Consider the following 25,750-nt stretch of genomic DNA (forward strand, 5'->3'; position numbering starts at 1 on the left):
CAAACTGGCATAGGCCGCGTGAGACGCCATTTCGGCTTCAGCCGCCGGCTGGCAAGGCCCTCGCGTCGCTTGCTAACAATCGTCCGGCGGGCGGGGGAGAGACGTGGCTTGAGCGAGAGTTCCACCAGAGCAGATCTTGCGGCGATCTTTGCGACGGCCGTCGCGGCGGCGCATCCCGACATGGTCCTCGCGGCCCATCTGCCGGAGCCGCCGCGCGGCCGCGTCGTCATCCTCGGCGCCGGCAAGGCCGCGGCCGCCATGGCGGCGGCGGCGGTCCGGCACTACCGCGAGGCGCATGGGCTCGCCGCGGGGCGGATCGCCGGCATCGCTGTGACGCGTGACGGCTACGGCCTGTCGGCGGACCCGGTGCGGGTCGTCGAGGCGGGCCACCCCGTGCCGAATGCCGCCGGCCTCGCCGCGACCGCCGAGGTGCTGCGCCTCGCACGCGGCGCCGGCGCGGACGACCTCGTGCTGGCGCTGATCTCCGGCGGCGGCTCGGCGAACTGGCTGCTGCCGGCCGACGGCGTGTCGCTCGAAGACAAGCAGGCGGTGACGCGGGCGCTGCTTCGCAGTGGCGCCGGCATCGGCGAGATCAATTGCGTGCGCAAGCACCTGTCGCAGATCAAGGGCGGGCGGCTCGCGAAGGCCTGCGGCGCGGCGCGGCTGGTGACGCTGGCGATTTCCGACGTTCCCGGCGACGACCCTTCGGTCATCGCCTCGGGGCCGACCGTGCCGGACGCGACCACCCTCGCCGAGGCCCGGGCGATCGTGGAGCGGCGCGGCATCGTGCTGCCGGCCTCCTGCGTGGTGGCGCTGGCCGATCCCGCCAACGAGACGCCGAAGCCCGGAGATGCGGCCTTCGCCGGCACGACCTATGCGATCGTCGCGACCCCGGCGGCATCCCTCGCCGCGGCGGCAAAAGCGGCCGAAGCTCTCGGCTATGCCGTCACCAGCCTCGGCGCCGACGTCGAGGGCGAGGCGCGCGACGTGGCCGCGGCGCATGCGGCCCTGGCGCTGGAGGCGAAGCGCCGCGGCGAGAAGCGCGCGATCCTCTCCGGCGGCGAGCTGACGGTGACGATCCGCGGCGAGGGCCGGGGCGGGCCGAACCAGGAATACGCCCTCTCGCTGGCGATCGCGCTCAGCGGTGCGGAGGGCATTGCGGCGCTGGCGGGCGACACCGACGGGACCGACGGCGGCACCGGCCTTGCCAGCGACCCCGCCGGCGCCTTCGTCCTGCCGGACACGCTGGCGCGGGCGAGGGCAGCCGGGATCGACCCGCAGGCGGCGCTCGCCGACAACGATTCCACCGGCTTCTTCGCGGCGCTCGGCGATCTCTTCGTGCCCGGCCCCACCCACACCAACGTCAACGACTGCCGCATCATCCTCGTCGGGTGACGGCGCCAGGGAGGTCCTCCATGAAACGCTCTCGCATCAACGAGATCATCCGCGACGCCGACGCGTTCATCCGCTCCTTCGGCTATGTCCTGCCGCCCTTCGCCTACTGGTCGCCGGAGGAGATGAAGGCGCGCCGGAGCGAGATTGCGCAGATCGTCGAGCGCCGCCTCGGCTGGGACGTCACCGACTACGGCCGCGAGGATTTCGACAAGCTCGGCCTCTTCCTCTTTACCGTGCGCAACGGCGATGCGGCGGACCTCACCGCCGGGCGCGGCATGCTCTATGCCGAGAAGATCATGATCTCGCGCCAGGACCAGATCTCGCCGATGCACCGGCACATCGTGAAGGCCGAGGACATCATCAACCGCGGCGGTGCGACACTGGCGCTGGAGCTCTTCGAGAGCGGGCCGGACGGCACAGTCGACGAGAGCGCCGAGGTGACCGTCGTCACCGACGGGATCACGCGCAAGCTCCCGGCCGGCGGTATCCTGAGGCTCAAGCCGGGGGAGAGCGTGACGCTGATGCCCGGCAACTGGCACGCCTTCTGGGGCGAGGGCGGCGACGTCCTGATCGGCGAGGTCTCGACCGTCAACGACGACCGCACCGACAACATCTTCCGCGAGCCGATCGGCCGGTTCTCCAACGTCGAGGAGGACGAGGCGCCGCTGCACCTTCTGGTGTCGGACTACGAGGTCTGGCTCTGAGGCTGCCGCAGGCCGCTCGGCTTCAGCGCCCGGCGGCCCGCGCGTCCCGGATCGCCTGCCTGAAGTCCGCCATGGCGGGCACGCCCGGAAACAGCGTCGTGCCGACCATATAGGCGGGCGTTCCGAAGAAGCCGAAGCCCTCGGCCTGCGCCTTGTTGCGCTTGAGGAGCGCGTCGATCCGCGTCCGGTTGCGCGCATAGGCGGCCTTGAGGGCCGCGACGTCGAAGCCGGCGGCGGTGAGCCTGGCGTCGATCGTCGCGTCCGTCAGCTGCCCCGGCGTCTTCATCAGCGCGTCGAGCGCCCGCGGCCGGTACTTCCCCGCGGCGAGCGTCAGATGCGCGGCATATTCCGACGGCAGGCCGAAGATCGGCCAGTCCTTCATCACCAGCCGGATATGGCCGTCCTCCGCGACGGTCTTCATGACCTCGGGATAGGCCTTCTTGCAGTAGGGACACTGATAGTCGAACCATTCGACGACGGTGACGTCGCCCCTGGGGTTGCCGAGGACCGGCGCCGCGGGATCGTAGAGCACCGCCCGCTTCGACAGCGGATCGGGTGCCGCGAGAGCCGGTCCGGCAGCGAGCGCGAGGCCGCCGGCGAGGGTCGCGGTCAGAAAGCGCCTGCGGTCGAAGGCTGATGGCATGGTGTCGTGTCCCCGTTTCTCTGCCGTACGAAACCGCCGCCGGCCGGCGCCGCGCCGACGCAAGACGCCGTCGCCCGCTTCGCTGCGGCAAAGCTTCTCTGTCCTCCGGCTCGCCGGCAGCCTTAGGGGGATCGCGCGCGTTCAGGAAGGAACGAAGCCGTGAGGCGGCATTCCGGCGGATGCCCGGATGCGTCCGATCCGCGCCCGGCCGCGTTGCGCGGGGACGCTGTACCGGCGAAGCTACCGTCGGCGGATGCGGCCAGGCCGGATCTATCGGCGACACCTGCAGGAGGATGGGACGCAGCGATGACGTGGGACGAGCGCTATGGCGGAGAGGACTATCTCTTCGGAACCGAGCCCAACGCCTTCCTGAAGGCGCAGGCGCATCGCCTGCGGCCCGGCATGCGGGCCCTGGCGGTTGCGGACGGAGAGGGGCGGAACGGCGTCTTCCTCGCCGCGGAGGGCCTGTCGGTGACTACGATCGACGCCTCGGAGCGCGGTCTCGCCAAGGCGCGCCGGCTCGCAGCCGCGCGCGGCGTGACGCTCGACGCCCGGCTGGCGGACGTGGCGGCCTGGGACTGGCCGAGAGGCGAATACGACGTCGTCGCCGGGATCTTCATCCAGTTCGCCGACCCTGCGCTGCGCGATTTCCTGTTCGAGGCGATGAAGGCTGCGCTTGCCCCCGGCGGCCTGCTGATCCTTCAGGGCTACCGTCCGGAGCAGGTCGACTACGGCACCGGCGGTCCGCCGCATCGCGAGAACATGTACACGCGGGCGATGCTGGAGGCGGCCTTCGGCGATCTCGAGATCCTGCATCTCGAGGAGCACGATTCGGAAATCTTCGAGGGCAGCGGCCATGGCGGCCGCTCCGCTCTCATCGACCTCGTCGCGCGGCGTCCGTCCGCCTGAACGGCGCCGAGCAGCCTTCGGCGGCTGCCGCTCCGTCAGTCCTGGATGGTCTGGAGATAGAGGACGACGGCGTGCGCCTGGAGCGGTGTCAGCACGAATTCCGGCATGTCGGGATGGCCGCTGACGATGCCCTCGACCAGCGCCTCCTCGATGTCGGCCACCGGATAGTGCCGGGACAGCGTGCGGAAGGCCGGCGCCTGCGGATGGGCGCTCTTGTCGGTGCGGGTGACGGCGTGGCAGCGCGAACAATTCGCGGTCACGATCGCCTTTCCCTCGGCGATCATGGCGGGGTCGGCACCTGCCGCCAAGGCGGGCGAGGCAGCGAGGCAGACGGCTGTCGCGGCGATCAGTGCCCGTGCGATGGCGTTGCATCTCAGCATGGCTCTACCCCTCGCTTTTCCCAAGGGGGCAGAGAATGGACGCTGCCCCGGTCATCGCCTTGACGTCGATCAAGGTCAGATGTCCCGGTTCATTATGGCTTGGCAGGGAGCGTGCTTTTCGTCGCGCTCGGAGCGGCAGGGGACGGGAACGGCATGCAGGACGAGGCCACGCAGAAGACGATCGCCTTCCTGAAGGCGCATGCCTTCGGTCGGCTTTCCGCCGAGAGTGTCGAAACGGCGACGACGCACATCTCGATCATCCTCCTTTCCGGCGAGACCGCGATCAAGCTGAAGCGGCCGGTGAAGCTCGGCTATGTCGACTTTTCGACGCCGGAGAAGCGGCTCATCGCCTGCGAGCGCGAGCTGGAGCTCAACCGGCGCACGGCCCCGACGCTCTACCGCGCGGTGCGGCGCATCACCCGCGGCCGGGACGGCGGCCTGGAATTCGACGACGACGGCGAACTCGTCGACGCCGTCGTCGAGATGCGCCGCTTCGACGAGGGCTGCCTGTTCGACAGGATGGCGGAGACGGGCGGGCTGACCGTGCCGCTCGTCACCCGCCTCGGCGAAACGATCGCCGCCTTCCATGCCGCGGCGGAGGTCGCGACCGATCGCAGCGGCTCCGCGGTCATGGCCAGCGTGCTCGACATCAACGAGGCGGCGCTCGCCACCACAGACGTCTTCGTCAAGGATGCGGTCGCGGAGTTCAACGCAAGCTTCCGCGCTGCGCTCGCGAGCCGTTCGCCTCTCCTCGACGCGCGGGGGCGGGCGGCCAGGATCCGCCGCTGCCACGGCGACCTGCATCTGCGCAACATCTGCCTCTTCGAGGGCGAGCCGACGCTGTTCGACTGCCTCGAATTCGACGAGGCGATGGCGACGACGGATGTGCTCTACGACCTCGCCTTCCTGCTCATGGACCTCTGGCACCGCGGTCTTTGCGACCATGCGAACCGGGTCATGAACCGGTATCTCGACGCGAGCGACGAAGCGGACGGGCTGCCGCTGATGCCGTTCTTCATGGCGGTGCGCGCGGCGGTGCGGGCGCATGTGACGGCGACGCGGGCGGCGGAGACGGACGGGGACCAGGCGCTGTATGACGAGGCGCACGCCTATTTCGATCTCGCGCTGACGCTTCTGGAGGAGCGGCCCGCCCGCCTCGTCGCGGTCGGCGGCCTGTCCGGCTCCGGCAAGTCGACCGTCGCCGCGGCGCTTGCGCCGCATCTCGGCTCGGCCCCCGGCGCCCGCATCCTCGCGAGCGATCGCCTGCGCAAGCGCCGCTACGGCGTTGCCGCGGAGACCCGGCTGCCGCCGGAGGCCTATGCCAGCGGGGTTTCCGAACAGGTCTATGCCGAACTCGCCGACACGGCCGCACGGATCCTGTCGTCCGGATGGAGCGTCGTCGCCGACGCCGTCTTCGACCGGGGGCCGGACCGGCAGCGGATCGCCGCCGTCGCGGAGCGCGCCGGTGTGCCGTTCCAGGGCCTGTGGCTGGAGGCGCCGGTGGACGAGCTGGTGAAGCGAGTCTCGGCGCGAAGGGGCGATCCTTCGGACGCGACGGCCGCGGTGGTTCGCATGCAGGCGGAGCAGCCGCGCAGCGTCGTCGAGTGGCGGCATGTGCCGAGCGAGGGCGGTATTGCCCGGACCTGCGAGGCGGCGAAGTCGGCGCTGGAGCGCTAGCCAGCCGTGGCCGCGAGGCGGCGAAGCGGCGGCCGGGGCGGGGGCTGCCGGTCCCGCCTTCGTTCTGTCTCTCTCCCTGCACATGCCGGCTTCCCTTCCGCGGCGCCTCCGGCCGATAGTGGCGCCTCCGGAACAGGGCAGGGGAGGAGAAGCGCCATGGATCTCGGTCTGAAGAACAAGGTCGCGGTGATCACCGGCGGATCGGTCGGCATCGGCCTGGCGGTCGCCGAGGGGCTCGCGGCGGAGGGGGCGAATCTCGTCCTCGCCGCGCGGGGGCGGGAGCGTGTGGAGGCGGAGGCCGCCCGCATCGCCGAGACGTACGGCGTCGCGGCCGTCGGCGTTGCGGCGGATGTCGCGACCGCCGGGGGGACGCAGGCGGTCATCGATGCGGCGGAAGCGCGCTTCGGCGGCGCCGACATCCTCATCAACAATGCCGGGACCGGCTCCAACGAGACGATCATGGAGGCCCCGGACGAGAAGTGGCAGGCCTATTTCGACCTGCACGTCATGGCCGCCGTGCGCCTCGCGCGCGGGATCGTGCCGCAGATGAAGCGCCGGGGCGGCGGCGTGATCCTGCACAACGCCTCGATCTGCGCCGCCCAGCCGCTCTGGTACGAGCCGATCTACAACGTCACCAAGTCGGCGCTGATGATGTTCTCCAAGACGCTCGCGAACGAGGTGGTCGGCGCGGGCATCCGGGTCAACTGCGTCAATCCCGGCCTGATCCTGACGCCCGACTGGATCAAGACGGCAAAGCAGCTGACGGCGGACAACGGCGGCGACTGGGAGGGTTATCTGCAGGGCGTCGCCGACGAGCACGCGCCGATCAAGCGCTTCGGCTCGCCGGATGAACTCGCGCACTTCTTCGTCTTCCTCTGCTCGGACAAGGCGACCTATTCGATCGGCTCGACCTATTTCGTCGACGGCGGCATGCTGAAGACGCTCTGATCCTTGGCCGGCTAGCGGGAGGAACCGTCCGCGGATCGTCCGCTTTCTCTCGGCAGCCGCCGGCCGGCGCGATCCTTGACCGCCGGCGGCAGCACATCGGACGGGAGAAGCGGGTTGCGCAGATATGTCGCCGAAGGGTTCGGCACCTTTTTCATGGTCCTCTGCGGGACCGGAACGATCGCGCTCGCCGGTCTCGCGCCGTCGCAGGCGCTGGGGTCCCTGGCCGCCGGTCTCGTCTTCGGCCTGTCGGTCGCGGCGATGATCTACCTGATCGGCGAGGTCTCCGGGGGGCATATCAACCCGGCGGTGACGGCCGGCTTCCTCGTCGCCAAGCGCTTCCCGCGCGAGCACCTCGCCGCGCATGTCGCCTCCCAATGCGTCGGCGCCATCCTCGGCGCCGGCGTCGTCGCGATCGTCGCCCATTCCAGCCCGCAGGCGCTGGGACGGGCCGAGATGCACCATTTCGGCGCCAATGGCTGGAGCTGGGGACTGCACGTGCCGTGGTGGGCGGCCTTCGTGACGGAGCTCGCCGCGAGCTTCGCCTTCGTCTCGGTCTTCCTCGTGGTGCGGCACGAGAGCCGCAAGTCGCAGCTCGACGGGCTGTTCATCGGTATGACGGTCGCCGCCCTGCACATCGCTTTCGGGCCGGTCACGGGCCCTTCGCTGAACCCTGCGCGCTCGCTCGGCCCGGCGCTGTTCGCCGGCTGGGACGCGATCGACCAGCTCTGGCTCTACATCCTCGCGCCGGTGGCGGGCGGCGCGCTGGCAGGAGCGACGACGAAGGCCTTTCTCGGCTCGAAGGGCGAGAAGAAGCCGAAGGAGGGATCCGGCGGCGACTGACTGGGCCTCGCCGCCGACGGGCGGCAGCGTCAGGCCTCGCGCACGACGCGGCGGACCAGCGACTTGAGCGTCAGCCCCTGCACGATGATGGTGAACAGCACCACCGCATAGGTCGCGGCAAGGATCACGGATTTCTCCGGCGTCTCGGGGATCGACAGCGCCAGGGCGATCGAGATGCCGCCGCGCAAGCCGCCCCAGGTGAGCACCGGGATCGTCCCGGCGACGAAGGGCTGGCGCCGATGCAGGAAAAAGACCGGTGCCGCGACCGAGGCGAGCCGGCCGACGAAGACCAGCGGAATCGCCAGAAGCGCCGCCCAGGCGAAGGAGAGGTCGAAGCGCAGCACCAGTACCTCCAGCCCGATCAGCAGGAACAGGATGGTGTTCAGCACCTCGTCGACGAGCTGCCAGAAACCGAACATGTAGCGCTGGGTGAGGTCGCTGAAGGCGTCGTGCGGGCCGCGATTGCCGATCAGCAGCCCCGCCACCACGACGGCGATCGGACCGCTCATGTGCAGATGGTCGGCCAGCGCATAGGTGCCGGCGACGAGCGCCAGCGAGGTCAGCACCTCGATCGGATAGTCGTCGATCGCCCGCATGGAGCGATAGGCGATGTAGCCGGCGACGAGACCGAGCGCGGCGCCGCCCAGCGCCTCGACGAAGAACAGCTCCGCCACCCGCATCGGACCGACCGGCTCGCCGCCGGAGCCGCTGCCGGCCGCGATCGCCAGCATCGCGGTGAAGACCACGACGCCGACGCCGTCGTTGAACAGCGACTCGCCGCTCATGTCCGTCTCGAGCGTTTCCGGCACCTTCACGGCCTTCAGCGTCGAGAGGACGGCCACCGGGTCTGTCGGTGAGATCAGCGCGCCGAAGACCAGCGCCCAGCCCAGCGTCATGGGAAGGCCGGTCCAGTTGGCGGTCACATAGAAGCCGCCGCCGACGATCGCGGTCGAGATCAGGACGCCGATCGTCGCCATCACGCCGACCGCGCCGGCCCGGCTCCTCAGCCGGGCGAGGTTCACATGCATCGCGCCGGCGAACAGCAGGAAGGCGAGCATGCCGTCGAGGACCGCCGAGCGGAAGTCGATCTGCCGGATGAAGCTCGTGAGGTTCTCGTAGAGCCCGGTGTTCGGCACGGCGAAGTCGACGGCGATCAAGAGCAGCGACGCGCCGAGGCCGACGACGAGGAGGCCGATCGTGTGGGGCAGCCGGATCAGGCGGTGGTTGATCCAGGCGAAGACCGCGGTGATGACGAGCAGGATGGAAATCAGGTCGAAGACGGACAGCATGACCCTCACGAGGCTGGAACGGGCGACCTGCGCAAGACTAGCCGCTCTGCCCGGATTGGGAACGGCGGGCGGCCGGATTTCCGGCGGCGCCGTCGATGCCCTCCCGCCCCGCGCGACAGCCGGCCAGCCCGTGGGACTCGTCTTCCGTTCCTCGTGATCCGTCCTGCGACGCGAAAAGGGCTCCCCGGCCGTGCGGCCGGGAAGCCCTTCGCTCGGGCTGTGTCTTGCCGGTCGAGCGTCAGCAGAAGCGCTCGACGAGGAGTTCCTCGAGCGCGTCGGGATCGACGCGGTCGTATGCCATCAGGATCCGGACGATCGGGTCGTCCAGGATTTCCGAGAGGCTCGGCTCGCCGCTGAGGCAGTCGTCCGCCAGGGTGGGATCGGCCAGGCGGGCCTCGGCCTGTTTGGGCAGCGGCAGAGCGCCGAACGGCAGGGCGAAGGGGATGTTGATGTGGGGGAATTCCATCATAGCCATGTCCTCGCTGTCGATGGTGCGGGAACGATGCGGGAGCGCGACGGCAGAAACATGACGATCCTCGCCCTGTATCGGCACGACACGCGAAGGTGAGGGAAGCCGAAGCCTCGGCGCGGAGCGAGCCGCTGGCAGGAGATGCCTGCAGCGCCGGCCCTTGGCCCCGCGTGCGACCGGTGCGGGGCGCTTCACCGGCGCTGCGACCTTTTTTGCGCCGGCGACGGTTATGGTGAACGAAACCTAAACCTTTGCGTCCGACGATGCCCGGCAGAAGCATTCCGTCCGCAGAAGGTCTCCCGCTCATGATCCTGCAACGTTTCGCCCGCTGGTCGGAAACCGCCACCACGGCGCAGCGCGTGGAAGCGGCCGAGACGCTGGCCGGAGCGCTGGTCGCGGGCGAGATCGCGGTGGGCGATCGCCATACGGTCGAGACGACGCTGACCCTGATGCTCGACGATCCCTCGCCGCGCGTGCGCCGGACGATGGCCGAGATCCTCGCCTATGGCCTCGACGTGCCGCGGGCGCTCGTCCTGACGCTGTGCGCCGACAACGACTCGATCGCCTGTCCGGTGGCGGAGATCTCGCCGGTCCTGACCGACGACGACCTCGTCGACCTCGTCGCGGTCGGCTCGGAGAAGCTGAAGGGCGCGATCGCCGCGCGCCCGGTGGTCTCGCTGCGCGTCGGTGCGGCGCTCGCCGAACTCGGCGGCCGCGATGCGGTGCTGGCGCTCTGCGACAACGCCAATGCGGCGCTCGCCGAGATGAGCTTTCGCCGGATCGTCGAACGCTTCGGCCACGAGGCGGAGGTGCGGGGCGCGCTGCTCGCCCGCCCGGACCTGCCGATCGGGGTCCGCCAGGCACTTATCCTGCGCACCGGCGAGGCGCTGGCCGGCCTGCCGCTCCTGTGCAACCTCGTCGGCGCCGAGCGGGCCCGGCGCGTGACGCTGGAGGCCGGGGAGCGGGCGACGGCGATCCTCGCGGAGGAACTCGGCGAGGCCGAACTGCCGCGCTTCGTCGAGCATCTGCGAGCGAGCGGCCAGCTGACGATGGCGCTGCTCATCCGCACCGTCGCATCCGGCAATATCGACCTCTTCACCACCATCCTGTCACAGCTGTCGCCGCTGTCGCAGCGGCGGGTCCGGGCGGTGGTCGCCGAGGGGCGGGAGACGGCCTTCCGGGCGCTCGTCTCGGGCTGCGGCCTGCCGCCGGCCGCCGCGCCGCTGTTCCAGCTGGCGATCGGGATATGGCGCGACATCGCCCGGCGCGGCGAGACGGCGGACGCCCAGACCGTCCTGGAGCGGGTGACGCAGCGCCTGTCAGAAGGCCATGTCGCGGCGCGCAACCTCGACGGCTTCCCGGAGATGATGCAGCTCCTGCGCCGGCTGACCGGCGAGGCCGCCTGCGGCGCGGCGAAGGACCGGGCAAGGCGGCTCGCCGCCTGATCGCACCGGCGTGGCAGCGCTGTCCCGGTCGCGACTCGAGAGCTCGAGGCCGGGCACCGCAGCGCCCGGCCTCGACGGCCTTGGCCCGCTTACAGCAGCCCGGCTTCCTTGTAGTAGCGCTCGGCGCCGGGATGCAGCGGGACCGGCAGGTTCTTCGCCGCGGTCTTCGGGTCGATGCCCTTGGCCGCGTTGTGTGCCGCGACCAGCTGCGGCAGGTGTTCGAAGAGCTGCTTGGTCATCTGGTAGACGAGATCGTCCGGAACGTCGGCAGAGGTCACCAGGATGTTGGTGATCGCCAGCGTCTTCACCGGCTTGTCCTGGCCGTCATAGGTGCCGGCCGGGATGGTCGCCGACTGGAACGGAGGGCCGAGCTTGGTGGCGATCGCTTCCGGCACCGCGACGACGGTGATCGGGATCGACGAGGCGAGGTCGCGGATCGAGGAGACGCCGAGGCCGGCCGACTGCAGCGTCGCGTCGAGCTGGCGGTTCTTGATCAGCTCGACCGATTCGGCGAAGGGCAGGTACTCCGTCTTGCCGAGATCGTCATAGCTCATGCCGGCGGCCTTGAAGATCGCCCGCGCGTTCAGCTCCGTGCCGGAGGCCGGCGCGCCGACCGACAGCGCCTTGCCCTTCAGGTCCGCGAGGTCGGTGATGCCGGAGGACTTGGCGGCGACGATCTGGACGTAGTTCGGATAGATCGCGGCGATCGCCCTCAGCTTCTTCACCGGCTGCTTGAAGCCGGCCTCGGCGTCGCCCTCGGCGGCCGCCTTGACCGAATCGCCGAGTGCGAAGCCGATCTCGCCGCGCCCCTGCGCGATCAGGTTGATGTTCTCGACCGAAGCCTTGGTCGACTGCACCTGCGTCTTCACGCCCGGAATATTGTCCGAGTAGATCTTCGCCAGCGCGACGCCGAGCGGATAGTAGACTCCGGACGTGCCGCCGGTGAGCACGTTGATGAACTGCGCCGCCGAGGCGGCGGCCGGCGCGAACGCCAGTCCGAGCGCCAGCGAGGCGGCGAAAGCGGGCGCCGCGAGGCGCTTGATATGCTGCATGGTGTACCCTCCCGAGGATTGGGCCGAAGCGGCCCGTGCCTCAGCTTGCAACGAACGCTGCGGCAAGCTCAACCCTTGCCCCGCACATTCGCCGCCCCGGCCGCTTCTCGGAAAGCTCCTCGGCGCATCGGGCGTTGCGGCGCGCGCGTGTGCCGTGCGAGATGTCTGCGGAGCGGGGAGGGAACCTCGGCTGCATCAGCCGAGTCTTGCTGCCGAAACGGGAGGGTCGTCGCGCATGAACATCAACCAGTCCATCGTCGTCGTGGTCGGGGCCGTCGTGCTCATCCTGATCGGGATCGGCACGTTCTATTTCGCCGAGGACCTGAACTCCCCGATGGGCCGGACACCGCCGGGCCAGGCGGTGCCGACCGATGCGACGCCGCGCTCCGGGTCCTGACGTATACGTTGGTCGGTCAGCCGCGGAATTGACTTCCGCCGATGCATGCCCGATTTCCGGGCTAGGCAGCATTGGAGGAAATCGATGCCCGACATGATCGAGGTTCACGGCCTGAAGGTCGCGCGGGTTCTCAAGGAATTCGTCGATCGCGAAGCGCTTCCCGAAACCGGGATCGCGCCCGACGCCTTTTGGCCGCGCCTGTCGGCCATTCTGGAGGATCTGGCGCCGAAGAACCGCGACCTGCTCAAGGTCCGGGACCGCATGCAGGCGGCGATCGACGACTGGCACCGCGAACGCCGCGGCAAGCTGATCGACATGAGCGAATACCGGGCGTTCCTGGAGGAGATCGGCTATCTCGTCCCGGAGGGCCCGGACTTCTCGATCGAGACGAGGAACATCGATCCGGAGATCGCGCTGGTGCCGGGGCCGCAGCTGGTCGTGCCCCTGATGAACGCGCGCTACACGCTGAACGCGGCGAATGCGCGCTGGGGCTCGCTCTACGACGCGCTCTACGGCACCGATGCGATGGGCGATGCGCCCGAGGGCAAGGGCTACGACCGGGCCCGCGGCGCACGCGTCGTCTCCTGGGCGAAGAGCTTCCTCGACGGCGTCGCGCCGCTCGACCGCATCTCCCACATCGACGTTTCGGCCTACACGGTCGAGGGCGGGACGCTGGTCGCCCGCTATGCCGACGGCAAGACGGCGCGGCTGAAGAACCCGACGGCCTTCGCCGGCTATCGCGGCGACCCGGCGGCGCCGAGCGCGGTGCTGTTCAAGCACAACGGCCTGCATGTCGAGGTGACGATCGACGCGGAGGACCGGATCGGCCGCAACGACGGCGCCCATGTCGCCGACATGCTGATGGAATCGGCGGTCTCGACGATCTGCGACTGCGAGGACTCGATCGCGGCCGTCGATGCCGAGGACAAGACGGCGGTCTACCGCAACTGGCTCGGCCTGATGAAGGGCGATCTCGAGGACACGTTCGAAAAGGGCGGCGAGACGGTCACCCGGCGGCTGAACCCCGACCGCGACTATCTCGGCCCGAACGGCACGCCGTTCAGCCTGCCCGGCCGGTCGCTGCTGCTGATCCGCAATGTCGGCCACCTGATGACCAATCCGGCGATCCTGCTGAAGGACGGGTCGGAGGCGCCGGAAGGCATTCTCGACGCGATGATCACCTCGATGATCGCGATCCACGACCTGAAGAAGACCGGCGGCTTCAGGAACTCGCGCGCCCGCTCGATCTACATCGTCAAGCCGAAGATGCACGGGCCGGACGAGGTCGCCTTCTCCGACGAGCTCTTCGGCCGCGTCGAGGACGCGCTCGGCCTCGACCGCTACACGATCAAGATGGGCATCATGGACGAGGAGCGCCGCACCACGGTGAACCTCAAGGAGTGCATCCGCGCCGCCAAGCACCGGGTGTTCTTCATCAACACCGGCTTCCTCGACCGCACCGGCGACGAGATCCACACCTCGATGGAGGCCGGGCCGATGGTGCGCAAGACCTCGATGAAGGACCGCACCTGGATCAAGGCCTATGAGGACTGGAACGTCGACGTCGGCCTTGCCTGCGGCTTCCGGGGCAAGGCGCAGATCGGCAAGGGCATGTGGGCGGCGCCCGCCAAAATGCACGACATGCTGGCCCAGAAGGTCGGCCACCCGCAGGCGGGGGCCAACTGCGCCTGGGTGCCGAGCCCGACGGCTGCGACGCTGCACGCCACGCACTACCACAAGGTCGACGTGCTCGCCTGGCAGGACGCCATCGCCGAGAAGGGACGCCGCGCGCTCCTCTCCGACATCCTGACGATCCCGCTCGCCAACCGCGCCAACTGGCCGGAGGAGCAGGTGAAGGCGGAGCTGCGCAACAACGCGCAGGGCATCCTCGGCTATGTCGTGCGCTGGATCGACCAGGGCATCGGCTGCTCGACCGTGCCGGACATCGACGATGTCGGGCTGATGGAGGACCGGGCCACCTGCCGGATCTCCTCCCAGCACATCGCCAACTGGCTGCATCACGGCGTCGTCTCGAAGGACGAGGTGATGGAGGCGATGCAGGAGATGGCGGCGAAGGTCGACCAGCAGAACGCCGGCGACCCGAACTACCAGCCGATGGCGCCCCGGTTCGACCAGTCGATCGCCTTCCAGGCGGCCTGCGATCTGGTCTTCCTCGGCCGCGAACAGCCGTCCGGTTACACCGAGCCCGTGCTGCATCGGCGGCGGCTGGAAAAGAAGGCCGCCATGGTTTCCTAAGACCTTAGGACAAGTGTGGCCGAATGCCGCACGTCTGACCGGATAACCTCCTTCGAGCGGGCGCGCCCATGACGGGTTCGCCCGCTTTTTCATCGACATACGATAATTCATTCTGGATGATAAATCGCTTGGGCAACAATAGGTTGCGCGGCCGAATCGCGCTTGGTAAGGTAAAATTATCAAATGTGTAACCGTGTTGTTTTGGCACAGTCGAGGCGCCGGGAGAGGCCCTGTGTGACAATGGCGCACCGGGTTGAGCATTCGGTCACCGGCCTTTAACGAACGGTCGATTCCTCCGGCGTTTTCAAGAAGATCGCCGACAGGAAATCGACAGACAAGAACCGGCACGCGCAGCCGACCGTGCCATTGGGAGACGAAACATGCCGCAGCTTCTTCCGAGCAATTCGCTCGGTTTCCTCATCGTCGATGTCGCCCGCCTGTTCCGTCAGGAGTTCGAGCACGCCGTCGTGGAAGCCGGGGTGGAACTGACGCCGGGCGAGTTGCGGGCACTCGCGCATGTTGCGCGCTTCAAGGGGGCGCGGCAGGCCGTGCTGGCCGAGCGCATGGGCGTCGAGCCGATGACGCTCTCGGCCTATCTCGACCGGCTGGAGTCGCGCGGCCTCGTCACGCGCGCCACCGATCCGAACGATCGCCGGGCGAAGGTCGTCAATCCGACCGACGCCGCCGAGGTCGTCTTCGAGAACACCCGTCCGATCGCCGCGAAGGTCTTCGAGCGGATCACCGACGGCTTTACCGACGAGGAGCGCGATACCGTCCGGGCGCTGCTGACGCGCATGCGCGCCAACCTGACCAAGGACCCCTACATCCTCGGAGATGCGGCGGCGGCTTGATCTGGACGGGACGCCTCCGGTCCGGCCGCGTCAGTAGACGCCGGGGATGATCCGCGCGGTGCGGGTCCGGTAGGCGCGATAGGCGTCGCCGAAGGTCTCTTCCATCATCCGTTCCTCCGGCCCGATCCGCGAGAAGAACAGGATGCCGAAGCCGACGAGCCCCGCCGGGCCGGCGATCCAGTTCGGCAGGAGCAGGGCCTGGGCGAGCGCCATCGCCCAGAAGGCCGAGTACATCGGGTGGCGCAGGCGCCGGTAGATGCCGGACGTCACCAGTTCGTGCTGCTCGCGGATGTCGAGCGAGACCGACCACATCCGCCCGAGTGCCTTGTGGGTCAGGCGGAAGAGGACGAGCGCCACGATCATCACCACGACGCCGGCCGCGATCTGCAGCCAGGACGCCGGATAGCTCGCAAAGCGCGGCCAGCCGCTGGCGACGAAGATGCCCGGCACGATGCCGAGGCCGCTGAACGAGATCAGCATCCGGATCGTCTCGGCCGCGCCGCGCTTGGTCGCCGCCACGCGCTTGCGCTTCGCCCGCCGCTCGAACGGGTAGCGGATGACATACCAGCCCACGACGGTGAGCACCCACAGGATCTTGCCGGCGAGGAGCGCGGTCATCGCTCGTCTCCCTCTGTCATGCGACGCTCCTTGGACGGTCCGGATTCCGCCGCTCGTTCGGGCGCGGCCATTCCTGCGGGCGGATGTTTCGCCGCGGTCAGCGGCGGCACGTCGACGCTCCTGGTCTCGGCGAAGTCGCCGACGGGGTTCGGCCCCATGAGAAGCATGTGGAACGAATAGGGGCAGCGGCGTTCGACCGGCAGGACGAACTGCCGGTGCAGGCGGAAGAAGTCGCGCTTGATCCTGCGGTAGGTCTCCGGCTTGACCATGTGCTTGAAGTGGACGCGAACCACCTTCGGGGTGCGGCCGTCCCTGATCTTCAGCGACGTCGCCGGGTTGGACTTGTAGAAGTTGATCGGGTCGGAAAGGCCCTGGCAGTCGGTCCAGGGGAGCTCGTGGCGGGCGACCAGGCTCGCCACCGCTTGGCGCTGCGCCTTTGCCGCGGGATGCAGCGCGGTCTTCATCAGGCTGGAGCCGACGGTGACGATCTGGAAGCGCCGATCGAGCACGAGGCCGCCGGCGAGCGCCGCGGCGAGGGCCGGCACCGCCATGGAGGCGCCGAGGCTGTGGGCGGCGAGCACCGTCTCGTCCGCCGGATGCGCCCGCATGGCGGCGGCGATGGCGGCTGCCTGCCGCTCCACCCGCTGCCCGATCGCAGGGTTGCGGCCGCGGCAGATGTCGCGCGCCATCGCCCAGTCGTCCATGGCGGTGAGAAGATGCATGCGGCGGTCGGCGAGGAGGAGCAGGCCGGCGAAGAGCGCGAGGCCGAGGAGGGCGCCGGCGGCGACGCCGAAGGCACCGGCGATCCAGGCGGCGGCGAGGCTGCCGGCAAGCCAGCCGATCGCGGCCGCGGCGGCGGTGACGACGATCGGGAAGAGGTAGAAGAAGCCGTAGCGCCAGCTGACGCGATAGTAGCGAAAGACGGTGCCGCTGATCAGGAAGTCGGCCAGCGCCACGAGGCCTGCGGCAAAGCGCAGGGCGGCCGGCCGGGCGCGATAGGCGAGGATGAGGTCGCCCCAGTCGCAGAAGACGATCCGCGTGCGGGTGCGAAAGCCCGTGCCGGCGAGGGCGGTGTCCAGCACGGGGAAGAGAGGATCGTCCAGGATCGGCGTCGCCGGCGCATGTTCGAGGGAGCAGCCCCAGAGCGCGGCGGCGCTTTCGGCGCCGCGCACGAAGCGCCGGATATGCGCGTCCGCCCGCATCGGTTCGAAGCCTGGAAACAGGAAGACGAGCCTGTCCGCGATCATGAATCCTCCCGCTCCGTCCGCACTGGCGGCGCGACCTGGCGGCGGGAGCCGCTTGCCGGTCGACCGCAGGCGCGGGCGATGAATGGGCAGGGGTAGATCAGCCGATGCGAAATGAGAAGGGGAGGACGGGCCTCAGCGGCCGCCGGAAGAGGCCGCGTGACGCAGGGCGATGCTGGTGTTGCGGGCTGGCCATGCCGCCCCGCGCCGATCGCCGCTGCTCGCCGGCCGGGTCAGGCCGCCTGCCGGGCCTTGCCGACCGCCTGCATCGCCTCCGCGGCGATCGTGAAGGAGCGCTTGCGGGCGGCATGATCGTGGATCTGGCCGGTGAGGATCACCTCGTCTGGCCGGTACCGCTCGACGAGGCGCGAAAGCGCGCCCTCGACGCTCGCCGGCGATCCGGTCGCGGAGACCGCGAGCGCCTGGTCGACCATCGCCTTCGCCATCGGATCGACCTTGGAGGCGAGGTCCTCGACCGGACGCGGCAGCTTGCCGGGATGTCCCGTGCGCAGGTTGATGAAGGCCTGCTCCATCGAGCTCTTGAGGAAGACGGCTTCCTCGTCGGTATCCGCGGCGAAGACGTTGGCGGCGAGGATGAAGTAGGGCTGCGGCCAGCGCTCGGACGGCCGGTAGGTCTCGCGGTAGATCTCGACCGCCTGGTCGAGGGCGGCCGGCGCGAAATGCGAGGCAAATGCGTAGGGCAGGCCGAGATGCGCCGCGAGCTGCGCGCCGAACAGGCTGGAGCCGAGGATGAACAGCGGCACGCGCGTGCCTTCGCCGGGAATGGCGCGCAGGCGCTGTCCCTCGCCGGCCGGCTCGAAATAGGCCATCAGCTCGACCACGTCCTGCGGAAAGCTGTCGGAGGCGTCGAGATTGCGGCGGAGCGCCCGCGCGGTCCCCATGTCGGTCCCGGGGGCGCGGCCGAGGCCGAGGTCGACGCGGTCCGGATAGAGCGTCGCGAGCGTTCCGAACTGCTCGGCGATGACGAGCGGGGAGTGGTTCGGCAGCATCACGCCGCCGGCGCCGATCCGGATCGTCTTCGTCGCGGCGGCCACGAAGCCGAGCGTGACGGACGTCGCGGCACTCGCGATGCCCGGCATGTTGTGATGCTCGGCCATCCAGAAGCGGCGGTAGCCGAGATCCTCGGCGTGACGCGCGAGATCGGCGGAATTCAGGAGCGCCGCGCGCGCGTCGGAGCCGTCGGGGACGGGCGAGAGGTCGAGGACGGAATACGGCAGCATGGAAAACCTCGTTTTGCGATCGCGCAGATTACATGGGGAGGCGGCGGCGGTTCGGCAGCAGGACGAACGCTGTGTCGCCGTCGCCGTGACGGCGCGCCGGCCTGTATGGGAATGGGAAAGAGCATCCCTCGGCCTGTTCGCCCTGGTCGGACCCCCTGCGATGCGACGCGCGCGGACATGTCGAAATGTAACCGGGGCGGCTGATATATTTCCCTATGTTGCGGAGGCGGTTGCGGCAAGCAACGGTTAACGTTTGCCGCCCAGCGTCCGGCGGACGGATGCTCCGCCGCAGGGGCCGTCCGCTCCCGTCCCCCCGCTTTCGAGGCAATCATGTCGCTCACGATCTCTTCCGGTTCAGGCTCCGTCGCCAGCAGCCTGATGTCGACCACCGGCACGGACGCGTCCTCTTCGGACGACGCCGCCGCCATCCAGCAGAAGCTGACGGCCGCCGAACAGGCGCTCGCCGAGGCGGAGGCTGCACAGAACGCCGACGAGATGGCGACGCAGCAGGCGCTGGTCGACCAGTACACCGCCCAGCTTGCCGCCGCCCAGAAGTCGACGTCGGCGAGCAGCTCGCAGCCGGCGGCCGTGTCCGGTGCCGGGGCGACCTCGCAGGCCGGGCAGGGCGGCCAGGTCACCGGCGCCAACGGGCTCTCCGGCAGCCGGAGCGATCTGTCGGTCCTCAACCAGCTCGCGGCTGCCAACAATGACGGCGACGCCGACGACGCGACGGCGTCCGCCTCCGCAGCGGACACAGACGCCAAGAGCAGCGCCGTCGTCGACGAGTACAAGGCGAACATGGCCGAGCAGGCCGACGCCGCGCAGGGCGGGGAGCAGGCCGCCGCCTGATCCCGCCGCGTCGACGGTGCCGCCGGCAGGCGGTCCTGGTCGAGGCCCGCGGCTGCACGCGGTCGTTCGCGCGGCGCGCGGCATGAGACATAGGCCAGAGCTGCCGGACGGAACCGGCGCGGCCATCGGCGGTTTGCCCTCTCGAACATGTGAGGGAAGCCGATGGCAGGACAGAGCGACGAAACGCCCGGATGGGTCGACCCCGTGATGCGTGGCGGCTACACCGCGCGCGGGACGGTGAACCTTCTGATCGGCGTCTTCGCCTTCAGCGCGGCCTGGTACGGCTCGGGTGAGGCCGAGGGGACCAAGGGGGCGTTGCAGGATCTGCTCGGCGGCTGGCTCGGCGTCCTTCTCTTGGCGCTCATCGCTCTCGGCCTCGTCGCCTATGCCGCATGGCGGGCGATCGACGGCTGGATGGATCTCGAGGATCATGGAAGCGGTGCGAAGGGCTTCGTCGCGCGCGGCGGCATGTTCGTCACCGCCCTCGTCAATCTCGGCATCGCGGCCTATGCGACGTCGCTGATCTTCTCCGGCGGCTTCTTCGGCTCCTCCGGGTCAGGCGGCTCGGGCGCCGGCGGGAGTTCCGGATCGGGAGGCGCGCAGGGCGTCACGGCCTGGCTGATGTCCTATCCCTTCGGGCGCTGGATCGTCGTCGGCGTCGGGATCGCGATCCTCGGCGCCGGCATCTACTACTTCGTCAAGGCCTATACGGGAAAGTACAAGTCGCACCTGCGGTCGACCTCGACGAGCGAGCGGCTGGACCCGCTCTGCAAGCTAGGTCTCGTCGCGGAGGGCGTCGTGATCGTCATCGTCGGATGCTTCTTCGTCTATGCCGGCTGGACGCACGATCCGAGCCAGGCCGGCGGCATCGGCGCGGCGCTGCGGACGGTGCAGCACCAGGCGTTCGGCCGGGTCCTGCTCGGCGCGGTCGCGATCGGCCTCGTCTTCTATTTCGTCTACTGCCTGATCGAGGCAATCTACCGGGTCATCCCGCGGCTCGCCGGCGAGGACACGATCACCGTCGCCGACCGGCTGCAGGACAAGGCCGAGAGGCGGGTGAAGAGCGCCGCGACCTGAATCGTTCCCGGCTGCGAGCGGCCCGGGCAGCACCGCAGCCCGCCCGGGACCGGAACTTTCGTCAGAGCGACTGCGCCGTGCTCTGCATCCATTCGCGATGCCGGCGCTCGTCACCGAGCGCCTTGTCGAAGAACGCCTTCGACTTCGGGACGGCATCCGGATGCATCGAGGCGCGCTCGTAGGCGGTGACCGTGTCGTCCTCGTTGGTCTTCATCGCCTTGAGGATCTGCTTGTCGCCGGCGAGGTCCGCGAGCGCGATCTTGCCGGTCGTCAGATACTGCTTGGCGTCGCCCTGCTCGGGCGCCTCAATGCCGAGTTCGCGCGCCATCTCCTTCAACGTGTCGAGATGCTGCAGGTGATCCTGCCGAAACTCGGAGACCTGGCGACTGAAGGTCGCGTCGCCGAGCTTGTCGATCGTGCTCTCATAGGCGGCGATCGCATCGCGTTCGAGATAGATGAGGTCGGTGACCAGGTTCTTGATGTCCGACTCGTTGCCGACAGTGGTAGCCATGGTGTCCATCCTTGGATTGGTGTTCGATGCCCGTATGCGGCGGGCAGGGCGGCCTCCGATGATGGTGGTCGCCGCGCGCCGGACCGGGCTGCGGCGGCGGGCAAGATATTGAAGATGCTTGCGCCGTCGGCTCCGGGGCAAAACTGGCAGCAGGCAGGACCCGTTCCGGTCTTTCCGCCGTCGATCGCGAAGACATCGTAGCCGGCGATCCTTGGCCGGCGGACGAGCGGAAGCCGCCGGCGCGGCGCCTGGCCGGCGGGAGGCCGGTGGCTCCGGCCGGTATCACGCCTGCGATCGCCGCGCCGTTTCGCCCTTGACTTCGCTCACCCCGGCGGACACTGACGGGGCGCCAGCCGGCTGGGCGGCCGCTCCCGTCACATGTCGAAAGACGGCGGGGGAGGAAAGTCCGGGCTCCACGGAGAAACGGTGCCGGATAACGTCCGGCGGGGGCGACCCCAGGGAAAGTGCCACAGAAAGCAGACCGCCCCGCCTGCAGTGCGGCTCCTCGCGACGCGGGTCGCGACAGCCGAGCCGCAGTGTCGGCGGGGTAAGGGTGAAAGGGTGGGGTAAGAGCCCACCGCGCCTCTGGCAACAGCGGCGGCACGGCAAACCCCACCGGGAGCAAGACCGAATAGGGACGACGCGGCGCGTGGGACAGCGTCCCACCGCCAGCCCTTCTCCGGGCCGGTCGTCCGGGTGGGTTGCTCGAGGCGGTCCGCAAGGGCCGTCCCAGAGGAATGGTCGCCGGGCGGCATTGCCGCTCACAGAACCCGGCTTACAGGCCGGCTGGCACTTCGGACCGCATCGAGAGCCACGCGAGTGGCGAGGCGCGCCGCCGCTCCGGCCGCGGCGAGGACGCCCGCGGGCGGCGTTCCGTAGCCGCGACTTGAATAGACCGTCTCGCCCGGAACTCCCGCCGGAGAAATCCGCCCACTGCCCGGAAAATCGGGCCGCTCCGGCGCATCATCCGGGCGTTCCGGCCGTCATTACCAATTCATTAACAGCCATAATCCGTAAGGAATAATTCAACATTAATAGGTCCTTAAGGCAAGATCTCTAAGAGTAGAGACGGCTTCTCGAGGTCAGTGCGGGAGCCCGTTCCCATTGACGCCCATGGCATCCCATGATACCCCAAAACCCATCTGACGGGGGTCGTTCCGGACCTCAAATCGAACAAGGTGTACGGCGCTTCCGGCTGCGGAGAGCGCGTGGCGCGGATCTCTGCGGGGGCCGCGCGACGGCTGCGCCTTGTCGGAAGGGGGCCGGTCAAGCGGGGGCTTTGATGGAATGCGAACCGGTCGCGCAAAAACGCTCGACGCCTGATGGACCGGTTCCTCTCCAACTTCGTCCACAACATCGATTCGAAGGGTCGCGTGTCGATTCCCGCGGCCTTTCGGCAGGTGATCGCGGCGCGCGGCATCCGCGAGCTGTTCACCATGCGCAGTCTGACGCATCCGGTCATGGATGTCGGCGGGCCGGAGCTGATGGAGCGGTTCGAGCGGCAGATGGACGGCGAGGACCCGTTCGGCGAGGCGTATCAGGATCTGTCGATCTTCGCCTTCGGCGACGGGGCCTATCTGAAGAGCGATTCCGAGGGGCGCATCCTGGTGACCGATTTCATCCGCACACATACCGGGATCAAGGATCGCGTCGCCTTCGTCGGTGCGAGGGGCTTCTTTCAGCTCTGGGAGCCGGACTATTTCGAGGCCTACCGGAACGAGGCGCGCGCGCGGCTGATGGCTGCCCGCAGCGGCGCCCGGCCGGCGGGATCTCCACCGGGATCACCGGAATAATGGCGGGCCACGGCGGGAGTGAGGACCCAGCCGTTGGCGGACCGGCTCGCCATGTTCCGGTGCTTCTATCGGATGTCGTCGCGGCGCTCGCCCCGGCAGCGGGCGAGGTCGTCGTCGACGGCACCTTCGGGGCAGGGGGCTACACCCGGGCGATCCTCGCTGCGGGCGCGAACGTCCTGGCCATCGACCGCGATCCCAGCGCCATTGCGGCGGCTGCGCCCCTCGTCGCCGAGGCGGCCGGCCGGCTGACGCTCGTCGAAGGGCGCTTCGGCGACCTCGAGGCGATCGTTGCCGCGCATGCCGGCGGGGCGGCCGACGCCGTGGTGCTCGACATCGGCGTCTCCTCGATGCAGATCGACGAGGCCGACCGCGGCTTTTCCTTCCAGAAGGACGGCCCGCTCGACATGCGCATGGGCGCGGCCGGTCCGACGGCGGCGGATGTCGTCAACCGCATCAAGCCCGGCGATCTCACCCGCATTCTCGGCATCCTCGGCGAGGAGCGCCATGCCGGCCGCATCGCGCGCGCCATCGCGGCGCGCCGCGAGGAGCGGCCGTTCACCCGCACGCTCGATCTCGCCGAGACGGTGGCGAAGGTGGTGGGCCGCTCGCCCAAGGACCGCATCGACCCGGCGACGCGCAGCTTCCAGGCCCTGCGGATCTTCGTCAACGACGAGCTCGGCGAACTCGCCCGGGCGCTGATGGCGGCCGAGCGCGTGCTGAAGCCCGGCGGCCGCCTCGTCGTCGTCACCTTCCATTCGCTGGAGGACCGGATCGTCAAGCGCTTCCTGCGCGAACGGTCCGCCCCGCCCGCCGCATCGCGGCACATGCCGGACGTCGCCGTGACGCCGCCGACCTTTTCCTCGCGCAACAAGGCCGTCGCGGCCTCGCCCGAGGAGGCCGAGCGCAATCCGCGGGCGCGCTCCGCCAAGCTGCGGACGGGCGTGCGCACCGACGCGCCGCCGCGCGCCGATGCGGACGCCCTGGCCTTCGCGGCCCTGCCCACCCTTGCCGACCTGCCACCGAGCGGAGACTGACCGAAATGTTGCGAACGCTCGACATTGTCCTCATCGCCGTGATGATTTCCGCGGCTGCCTGGACCTACAAGATCAAGCACGACGCCCAGGCGATCGAGACCGCCGTCAACAAGGTCGAGAAGCGGATCACGCTGCAGAAGGAGACGATCCGGCTCCTGAACGCCGACTGGACCCTGCTCACCCAGCCGGGCCGGCTGGAGGACCTCGTCAAGGCCTATGACGACGACCTGAAGCTGAAGCCGCTGCAGCCGGACCAGATCATCCAGCCGGACGAGCTGCCGGCTCGCCGCGGCGGGATGCTGCCGCAGCCCGATCCGCGGCTCGGCCGGTTCGCCGACAACTCCAAAACGATGGTGCGGTGATGCGCGTCGCCGATCTGAAGACTTTCCTGCGCCGCTCGATCGCTCCGGCTCCGGTCGAGGGTGCCTCGCCGCATGATCGTTTCGGCCGCCGCCGCGGCCGCCGCGAGCCGCCGAAGAACCGCGGCCGCTTCATGATCGCCCTCGGCCTGTTCTTCGGCATCTACGCCGTGATCGGCGGCCGCCTGGTGGAATGGGGCATGGCGCCCGAAGACACCGCCATGGTCTACGGCATCCACGACCCGATCATGGCCGCGCGGCCCGACATCGTCGACCGCAACGGCCTGGTGCTCGCGACCGACATCAAGACCGCTTCGCTCTATGCGGAGCCGCGGCGGATCGTCGATCCGGACGAGGCGAGCGAGCTTCTTCTGTCGGTCCTGCCGGATATGGATCCGAAGTGGCTCTACCGGCGCCTGTCGTCGAAGGCCGGCTTCGTCTGGCTGCGGCGCGAGCTGACGCCCGGCCAGCAGCAGCAGATCCTCGACCTCGGCATCCCCGGGATCGGCTTCCGCACCGAACAGCGCCGCTTCTATCCGGGAGGGGCGACCGCCGCCTACATCGTCGGCCATGTCAACGTCGACAATCAGGGCACGGCGGGCATGGAGAAGTATATCGACGACAGCGACGGCTACCGCGCCCTGCAGAAGGCCGGCCTCGCCAACACGACGGACCTGAAGCCGGTCCGCCTGTCGATCGACCTGCGCGTCCAGCACATCGTGCGTGACGAGCTGATGGCGGCAATGAAGCGCTACGACGCCAAGGCGGCGGGCGGCGTCATCATCAAGGTCGACACCGGCGAGGTCATGGCGATGACCTCGGTGCCCGACTACGACCCGAACGACCCGTCCCAGGCGCTCGACAAGAACCGGCTGAACCGCATGTCGGCCGGCCTCTACGAGATGGGCTCGACCTTCAAGAGCTTCACCTCGGCGATGGCGCTCGACTCCGGCAAGGTGAAGATCACCGACATGGAGGACGCGCGCCAGCCGCTGCACATCGGCGGCTTCACCATCCACGACTTCCACGCCCAGCATCGCATGCTGTCCTTCCCGGAGGTGTTCATCTACTCCTCCAACATCGGCGCGGCGCACGAGGCGATGGCGGTCGGCATCGACGCGCACAAGGCCTTCCTGACCAAGATCGGCCTCCTGACCAAGATGAAGACCGAGCTACCGGAGGTGGCGACGCCGACGCAGCCGAAGGAATGGAAGCTGATCAACTCGATGACCATCGCCTTCGGCCACGGCGTCTCGACGACGCCGCTGCAGACGGCGGTCGCCGCGGCGGCGCTGATGAACGGCGGGCGGCTGATCGAGCCGACCTTCCTGCCGCGTACCCCGGAAGAGGCCGACAAGGTGGCGACGCGGGTCATCTCGAAGAAGACCAGCGACCAGATGCGCTATCTGTTCCGGCTGAACGTGCTCGATCCCCGCGGCTCCGGCAACAATGCCAACGTTCCCGGCTATCACGTCGGCGGCAAGACCGGCACGGCCAACAAGGTGGTCAACGGCCGCTACTCCAACACCAAGAAATTCAACGCCTTCCTCGCGGCCTTCCCGATCGAGCACCCGCAGTACGTGGTTCTGTCGGTGATCGACGAGCCGCAGCCGGAAAAGGGCAAGTGGCTGGCGACCGCGGGCATGAACGCCGCGGTCATGGTCGGCAACATCATCCGCCGGGCGGCGCCGCTTCTGGGCGTGAAGCCGGACTTCGGGCAGGACGGAAAGTCCTTGCTCGTGTCCTATTAGGCGATACAAGACGCCACG

25 protein-coding genes and 1 other RNA gene are annotated in these 25,750 nt (G+C 69.1%); 17 read left to right on the forward strand and 9 right to left on the reverse strand.

All coding sequences use genetic code 11. The annotated features are described in order from the left end of the window. Positions 1 to 108: 108 nt before the first annotated feature. Together AB5S17_RS00110 and AB5S17_RS00115 are read left to right on the forward strand one after the other, a co-directional pair. Positions 109 to 1,395, forward strand: coding sequence for a glycerate kinase (locus tag AB5S17_RS00110; protein ID WP_369234880.1), 1,287 nt, complete (start codon positions 109 to 111; stop codon positions 1,393 to 1,395). 20 nt (positions 1,396 to 1,415) lie between these two features. Beyond that, complete coding sequence (locus AB5S17_RS00115; protein WP_369234882.1) at positions 1,416 to 2,099, forward strand: D-lyxose/D-mannose family sugar isomerase; 684 nt, start codon at positions 1,416 to 1,418, stop codon at positions 2,097 to 2,099. A gap of 22 nt (positions 2,100 to 2,121) precedes the next feature. On the opposite strand, the gene AB5S17_RS00120 is transcribed toward AB5S17_RS00115, so the two are convergent. Beyond that, positions 2,122 to 2,742, reverse strand: a complete 621-nt coding sequence (locus AB5S17_RS00120) for a DsbA family protein (protein WP_369234884.1) — start codon at positions 2,740 to 2,742, stop codon at positions 2,122 to 2,124. 306 nt (positions 2,743 to 3,048) lie between these two features. Here AB5S17_RS00120 and AB5S17_RS00125 point away from each other — a divergent pair, with 306 nt between their 5' ends. Then, positions 3,049 to 3,651 carry a cyclopropane-fatty-acyl-phospholipid synthase family protein gene (locus AB5S17_RS00125; RefSeq protein ID WP_369234886.1) on the forward strand — a complete coding sequence of 201 codons (603 nt, stop codon included), beginning with the start codon at positions 3,049 to 3,051 and terminating at the stop codon, positions 3,649 to 3,651. A 35-nt stretch (positions 3,652 to 3,686) separates the two neighbouring features. Here the strand turns inward: AB5S17_RS00125 and AB5S17_RS00130 are convergent, their stop codons facing one another. Continuing rightward, positions 3,687 to 4,031, reverse strand: coding sequence for a cytochrome c (locus AB5S17_RS00130; RefSeq protein WP_369234888.1), 345 nt, complete (start codon positions 4,029 to 4,031; stop codon positions 3,687 to 3,689). 153 nt (positions 4,032 to 4,184) lie between these two features. On the opposite strand from AB5S17_RS00130, the gene AB5S17_RS00135 reads away from it, so the two are divergent. From AB5S17_RS00135 to AB5S17_RS00145, 3 genes are all read left to right on the forward strand, one after another. Beyond that, entirely contained in the window at positions 4,185 to 5,708 is a 1,524-nt protein-coding gene (locus AB5S17_RS00135; RefSeq protein WP_369234891.1) for an AAA family ATPase, read from the forward strand. A 156-nt stretch (positions 5,709 to 5,864) separates the two neighbouring features. Further along, complete coding sequence (locus AB5S17_RS00140) at positions 5,865 to 6,656, forward strand: SDR family NAD(P)-dependent oxidoreductase (protein WP_369234893.1); 792 nt, start codon at positions 5,865 to 5,867, stop codon at positions 6,654 to 6,656. 114 nt (positions 6,657 to 6,770) lie between these two features. Further along, positions 6,771 to 7,496, forward strand: a complete 726-nt coding sequence (locus tag AB5S17_RS00145; RefSeq protein ID WP_369234895.1) for an MIP/aquaporin family protein — start codon at positions 6,771 to 6,773, stop codon at positions 7,494 to 7,496. A gap of 29 nt (positions 7,497 to 7,525) precedes the next feature. Here AB5S17_RS00145 and AB5S17_RS00150 read toward each other — a convergent pair whose 3' ends face one another. Next, positions 7,526 to 8,785, reverse strand: a complete 1,260-nt coding sequence (locus AB5S17_RS00150) for a cation:proton antiporter (protein ID WP_369234897.1) — start codon at positions 8,783 to 8,785, stop codon at positions 7,526 to 7,528. A 238-nt stretch (positions 8,786 to 9,023) separates the two neighbouring features. Then, positions 9,024 to 9,254 carry a hypothetical protein gene (locus AB5S17_RS00155; RefSeq protein ID WP_369234899.1) on the reverse strand — a complete coding sequence of 77 codons (231 nt, stop codon included), beginning with the start codon at positions 9,252 to 9,254 and terminating at the stop codon, positions 9,024 to 9,026. Positions 9,255 to 9,559: 305 nt separating this feature from the next. On the opposite strand from AB5S17_RS00155, the gene AB5S17_RS00160 reads away from it, so the two are divergent. Continuing rightward, on the forward strand, positions 9,560 to 10,699 hold the full coding sequence (locus AB5S17_RS00160) for a DUF2336 domain-containing protein (protein WP_369234901.1): 1,140 nt from the start codon (positions 9,560 to 9,562) through the stop codon (positions 10,697 to 10,699). A gap of 89 nt (positions 10,700 to 10,788) precedes the next feature. On the opposite strand, the gene AB5S17_RS00165 is transcribed toward AB5S17_RS00160, so the two are convergent. Beyond that, positions 10,789 to 11,751 (reverse strand): TAXI family TRAP transporter solute-binding subunit, encoded by a 963-nt coding sequence (locus AB5S17_RS00165; RefSeq protein ID WP_369234903.1) that lies wholly within the window; start codon positions 11,749 to 11,751, stop codon positions 10,789 to 10,791. Between the two features lie 235 nt (positions 11,752 to 11,986). Here AB5S17_RS00165 and AB5S17_RS00170 point away from each other — a divergent pair, with 235 nt between their 5' ends. The 3 genes from AB5S17_RS00170 to AB5S17_RS00180 all read left to right on the forward strand — a co-directional run bounded on the left by AB5S17_RS00170 (position 11,987) and on the right by AB5S17_RS00180 (position 15,255). Next, on the forward strand, positions 11,987 to 12,148 hold the full coding sequence (locus AB5S17_RS00170; protein ID WP_369234905.1) for a hypothetical protein: 162 nt from the start codon (positions 11,987 to 11,989) through the stop codon (positions 12,146 to 12,148). A gap of 84 nt (positions 12,149 to 12,232) precedes the next feature. Beyond that, on the forward strand, positions 12,233 to 14,404 hold the full coding sequence (locus tag AB5S17_RS00175; protein ID WP_369234907.1) for a malate synthase G: 2,172 nt from the start codon (positions 12,233 to 12,235) through the stop codon (positions 14,402 to 14,404). Between the two features lie 380 nt (positions 14,405 to 14,784). Continuing rightward, complete coding sequence (locus tag AB5S17_RS00180) at positions 14,785 to 15,255, forward strand: MarR family winged helix-turn-helix transcriptional regulator (protein WP_369234909.1); 471 nt, start codon at positions 14,785 to 14,787, stop codon at positions 15,253 to 15,255. Positions 15,256 to 15,285: 30 nt separating this feature from the next. Here the strand turns inward: AB5S17_RS00180 and AB5S17_RS00185 are convergent, their stop codons facing one another. The 3 genes from AB5S17_RS00185 to AB5S17_RS00195 all read right to left on the reverse strand — a co-directional run bounded on the left by AB5S17_RS00185 (position 15,286) and on the right by AB5S17_RS00195 (position 18,358). Continuing rightward, positions 15,286 to 15,873, reverse strand: coding sequence for a protein-S-isoprenylcysteine O-methyltransferase (locus AB5S17_RS00185; protein ID WP_369234911.1), 588 nt, complete (start codon positions 15,871 to 15,873; stop codon positions 15,286 to 15,288). Then, positions 15,870 to 17,120: a hypothetical protein gene (locus tag AB5S17_RS00190; RefSeq protein WP_369234913.1), complete on the reverse strand. Its 1,251-nt coding sequence runs from the start codon at positions 17,118 to 17,120 to the stop codon at positions 15,870 to 15,872. Before AB5S17_RS00190 ends, AB5S17_RS00185 begins: the two co-directional genes overlap by 4 nt. A 230-nt stretch (positions 17,121 to 17,350) precedes the next feature. After that, positions 17,351 to 18,358, reverse strand: coding sequence for an LLM class flavin-dependent oxidoreductase (locus AB5S17_RS00195; protein WP_369234915.1), 1,008 nt, complete (start codon positions 18,356 to 18,358; stop codon positions 17,351 to 17,353). Between the two features lie 330 nt (positions 18,359 to 18,688). Here AB5S17_RS00195 and AB5S17_RS00200 point away from each other — a divergent pair, with 330 nt between their 5' ends. Further along, entirely contained in the window at positions 18,689 to 19,207 is a 519-nt protein-coding gene (locus tag AB5S17_RS00200) for a hypothetical protein (RefSeq protein ID WP_369234917.1), read from the forward strand. Positions 19,208 to 19,369: 162 nt separating this feature from the next. Beyond that, the gene (locus AB5S17_RS00205; RefSeq protein WP_369234919.1) at positions 19,370 to 20,284 is read left to right on the forward strand and encodes a DUF1206 domain-containing protein; all 915 of its coding nucleotides are present in this window, start codon (positions 19,370 to 19,372) and stop codon (positions 20,282 to 20,284) included. A 61-nt stretch (positions 20,285 to 20,345) separates the two neighbouring features. On the opposite strand, the gene AB5S17_RS00210 is transcribed toward AB5S17_RS00205, so the two are convergent. Then, positions 20,346 to 20,795, reverse strand: coding sequence for a DUF2383 domain-containing protein (locus tag AB5S17_RS00210; protein WP_369234921.1), 450 nt, complete (start codon positions 20,793 to 20,795; stop codon positions 20,346 to 20,348). Between the two features lie 349 nt (positions 20,796 to 21,144). Between AB5S17_RS00210 and rnpB the strand changes: the two genes are divergently transcribed. From rnpB to AB5S17_RS00235, 5 genes are all read left to right on the forward strand, one after another. Continuing rightward, an RNA gene (rnpB, locus tag AB5S17_RS00215) (RNase P RNA component class A) lies at positions 21,145 to 21,589 on the forward strand. 528 nt (positions 21,590 to 22,117) lie between these two features. Then, a complete protein-coding gene (mraZ, locus tag AB5S17_RS00220) occupies positions 22,118 to 22,588 on the forward strand; it encodes a division/cell wall cluster transcriptional repressor MraZ (RefSeq protein ID WP_369234923.1) in 471 nt (156 codons plus the stop codon). Then, on the forward strand, positions 22,588 to 23,622 hold the full coding sequence (gene rsmH, locus AB5S17_RS00225; RefSeq protein ID WP_369234925.1) for a 16S rRNA (cytosine(1402)-N(4))-methyltransferase RsmH: 1,035 nt from the start codon (positions 22,588 to 22,590) through the stop codon (positions 23,620 to 23,622). The genes mraZ and rsmH overlap by 1 nt, the downstream gene beginning before the upstream one ends. A gap of 5 nt (positions 23,623 to 23,627) precedes the next feature. Further along, positions 23,628 to 23,984 carry a hypothetical protein gene (locus AB5S17_RS00230; protein WP_369234927.1) on the forward strand — a complete coding sequence of 119 codons (357 nt, stop codon included), beginning with the start codon at positions 23,628 to 23,630 and terminating at the stop codon, positions 23,982 to 23,984. Beyond that, positions 23,984 to 25,732 (forward strand): peptidoglycan D,D-transpeptidase FtsI family protein, encoded by a 1,749-nt coding sequence (locus AB5S17_RS00235; RefSeq protein WP_369234929.1) that lies wholly within the window; start codon positions 23,984 to 23,986, stop codon positions 25,730 to 25,732. The genes AB5S17_RS00230 and AB5S17_RS00235 overlap by 1 nt, the downstream gene beginning before the upstream one ends. Positions 25,733 to 25,750 lie beyond the last annotated feature (18 nt).

The sequence above is a fragment of the Jiella sp. M17.18 genome, from assembly GCF_041027365.1.
Lineage (GTDB): Bacteria > Pseudomonadota > Alphaproteobacteria > Rhizobiales > Rhizobiaceae > VKMB-3413.

Coding starts and splice junctions, on each gene's coding strand:
- AB5S17_RS00115 (WP_369234882.1), top strand. CDS start 1,416: ATGAAACGCTCTCGCATCAACGAGATCATCCGCGACGCCGACGCGTTC.
- rsmH (WP_369234925.1), top strand. CDS start 22,588: ATGGCGGGCCACGGCGGGAGTGAGGACCCAGCCGTTGGCGGACCGGCT.
- AB5S17_RS00160 (WP_369234901.1), top strand. CDS start 9,560: ATGATCCTGCAACGTTTCGCCCGCTGGTCGGAAACCGCCACCACGGCG.
- AB5S17_RS00180 (WP_369234909.1), top strand. CDS start 14,785: ATGCCGCAGCTTCTTCCGAGCAATTCGCTCGGTTTCCTCATCGTCGAT.
- AB5S17_RS00150 (WP_369234897.1), bottom strand. CDS start 8,785: ATGCTGTCCGTCTTCGACCTGATTTCCATCCTGCTCGTCATCACCGCG.
- AB5S17_RS00165 (WP_369234903.1), bottom strand. CDS start 11,751: ATGCAGCATATCAAGCGCCTCGCGGCGCCCGCTTTCGCCGCCTCGCTG.
- AB5S17_RS00205 (WP_369234919.1), top strand. CDS start 19,370: ATGGCAGGACAGAGCGACGAAACGCCCGGATGGGTCGACCCCGTGATG.
- AB5S17_RS00135 (WP_369234891.1), top strand. CDS start 4,185: ATGCAGGACGAGGCCACGCAGAAGACGATCGCCTTCCTGAAGGCGCAT.
- AB5S17_RS00175 (WP_369234907.1), top strand. CDS start 12,233: ATGCCCGACATGATCGAGGTTCACGGCCTGAAGGTCGCGCGGGTTCTC.
- AB5S17_RS00200 (WP_369234917.1), top strand. CDS start 18,689: ATGTCGCTCACGATCTCTTCCGGTTCAGGCTCCGTCGCCAGCAGCCTG.
- AB5S17_RS00230 (WP_369234927.1), top strand. CDS start 23,628: ATGTTGCGAACGCTCGACATTGTCCTCATCGCCGTGATGATTTCCGCG.
- AB5S17_RS00120 (WP_369234884.1), bottom strand. CDS start 2,742: ATGCCATCAGCCTTCGACCGCAGGCGCTTTCTGACCGCGACCCTCGCC.
- AB5S17_RS00155 (WP_369234899.1), bottom strand. CDS start 9,254: ATGATGGAATTCCCCCACATCAACATCCCCTTCGCCCTGCCGTTCGGC.
- AB5S17_RS00190 (WP_369234913.1), bottom strand. CDS start 17,120: ATGATCGCGGACAGGCTCGTCTTCCTGTTTCCAGGCTTCGAACCGATG.
- mraZ (WP_369234923.1), top strand. CDS start 22,118: ATGGACCGGTTCCTCTCCAACTTCGTCCACAACATCGATTCGAAGGGT.
- AB5S17_RS00170 (WP_369234905.1), top strand. CDS start 11,987: ATGAACATCAACCAGTCCATCGTCGTCGTGGTCGGGGCCGTCGTGCTC.
- AB5S17_RS00185 (WP_369234911.1), bottom strand. CDS start 15,873: ATGACCGCGCTCCTCGCCGGCAAGATCCTGTGGGTGCTCACCGTCGTG.
- AB5S17_RS00235 (WP_369234929.1), top strand. CDS start 23,984: ATGCGCGTCGCCGATCTGAAGACTTTCCTGCGCCGCTCGATCGCTCCG.
- AB5S17_RS00210 (WP_369234921.1), bottom strand. CDS start 20,795: ATGGCTACCACTGTCGGCAACGAGTCGGACATCAAGAACCTGGTCACC.
- AB5S17_RS00140 (WP_369234893.1), top strand. CDS start 5,865: ATGGATCTCGGTCTGAAGAACAAGGTCGCGGTGATCACCGGCGGATCG.
- AB5S17_RS00130 (WP_369234888.1), bottom strand. CDS start 4,031: ATGCTGAGATGCAACGCCATCGCACGGGCACTGATCGCCGCGACAGCC.
- AB5S17_RS00125 (WP_369234886.1), top strand. CDS start 3,049: ATGACGTGGGACGAGCGCTATGGCGGAGAGGACTATCTCTTCGGAACC.
- AB5S17_RS00195 (WP_369234915.1), bottom strand. CDS start 18,358: ATGCTGCCGTATTCCGTCCTCGACCTCTCGCCCGTCCCCGACGGCTCC.